The 1,547-nt window shown below is 75.0% G+C and carries 2 protein-coding genes; both read right to left on the reverse strand.

Features of this window, described 5'->3' with window-relative positions; translation table 11 throughout:
• On the reverse strand, window positions 1–1,243 hold a 1,243-nt coding region (locus tag AB0J52_RS39940; RefSeq protein ID WP_500188365.1), incomplete at its 3' end, for a sensor histidine kinase.
• An 11-nt stretch (window positions 1,244–1,254) separates the two neighbouring features.
• Window positions 1,255–1,547, reverse strand: a 293-nt coding sequence (locus AB0J52_RS39945; RefSeq protein ID WP_500188367.1) for a winged helix-turn-helix domain-containing protein, incomplete at its 5' end; no start/stop codon positions are given.

Consider the following 1,547-nt stretch of genomic DNA (forward strand, 5'->3'; position numbering starts at 1 on the left):
GGCCGCCGCCGGAGCGCGGCCGGGCCAGGACGGCGGCGTCGTGCGCGTCGGCGATGGCCCGGACGATCGACAGGCCGAGGCCGAGCCCCTCGCTGCGGCCCGAGCGTTCGGCCCCGAGCCGTTCGAACGGCTCGAAGAGCTGGTCCACGGCCGGTTCCGGGATCACCCGGCCGGTGTTGGCGACGGTCAGCACCGCGGACCCGTCCCGGGTTCCGGCGACGACCTCCACCCGGCCGCCGGGGACGTTGTGCCGCAGCGCGTTGTCCACCAGGTTGGTGATCATCCGTTCGGCGAGCCGCGCGTCGCCGGCGACCGGCGCGGGCGCGAGGTCGGTGCTGACCGTCACCTCCAGCCGCCGCGCCTCCTCCGACCGGTTCAGCACGGTGTCCCGGGTGAGGCCGCCCAGGTCGAACGGTTCGCGGCGGCTGATCCCGGCCTGCCCGCGAGCGAGCGTGAGCAGCGCCAGGACGAGCTGCTCCTGCTGCGCCCCGGCCGCGAGCACCCGCTCGTGCGCGCCGCGCAGCGACTCCACCGTGGCGTCCGGGTCGGCGAGCGCGACCTGCGCGAGGGTCCGCTGCCGCGCCATGGGCGTGCGCAGCTCGTGCGAGACGTGCGCGATGAACTGCCGCTGCGCCAGGAACGTCCCCTCCAGGCGGGCGAGCAGCTCGTCGAAGGTGTCGCCGAGTTCCTTCAGCTCGTCCGGCGGGCCGTCCAGCGCGAGCCGCTCGTGCAGGTTGCTCGCCGAGATGGTGCGCGCCGCCGCGGTGACCCGCTGGAGCCTGCGCAGCACCCGCCCGGCCACGACCCAGCCGACGCCGAGCGAGATCACCGTCGTGATGCCGAGCGCGGTGCCGGACTGCACGAGCAGCGAGCGCAGTTCCCGGGCGCGCTGGGCGCGGGCGGCCTCCTCGCTGCGCCGCGCGATGTCGGGGGCCGAGGCCGCCGGGCCGGGCACCTCGCTCAGGCTGCCGCCCTCACCCGAGCTGGAGTGCGACGAGCCGTCCGGGCCCGGCCGGGACGAGCCGTGCGCCAGCGCGTTGGTGTCGCCGTTCGGGCCCCGCAGGGTGTAGACGCCGGGAGTGGACTGGCTGGCCAGCAGGTAGGTGATGCCGACCAGGGCCGTCCCGCAGACGAGGAACAGCGCCCCGTACAGCAGCGTGAGCCGCAGCCGGACGGTGCGGCGGGCCAGCCCGAACCGGCCGAACCCGGAAGCTTGCGGGAAGCGGGGAAGACGACGTCGCATCGGCGGGCCCCTCAGATCCGGTATCCGGACTTGGCCACCGTGTCGATGACCGGAGGGTCGCCGAGTTTGGCCCGCAGCCGGCTGATGGTCACCTTCACGGTCTTGGTGAACGGGTCGGCGCTCTCGTCCCAGACCCGCTCCAGCAGTTCCTCGGCCGATACCGCGCGGCCCTCCGCCGCGAGCAGCACCTCCAGCACCCCGAACTCCTTCGGCGCGAGGTCCAGGTCCCGGCCGCGGCCACGATCGCGAAGTCGGCGCTCCCGGGGTTCACTCCCGCGTCCGACCCGAGGCTGTAGGCGCGGAT

The organism is Spirillospora sp. NPDC049652, from assembly GCF_040675125.1.
Taxonomy (GTDB): Bacteria; Actinomycetota; Actinomycetes; order Streptosporangiales; family Streptosporangiaceae; genus Spirillospora.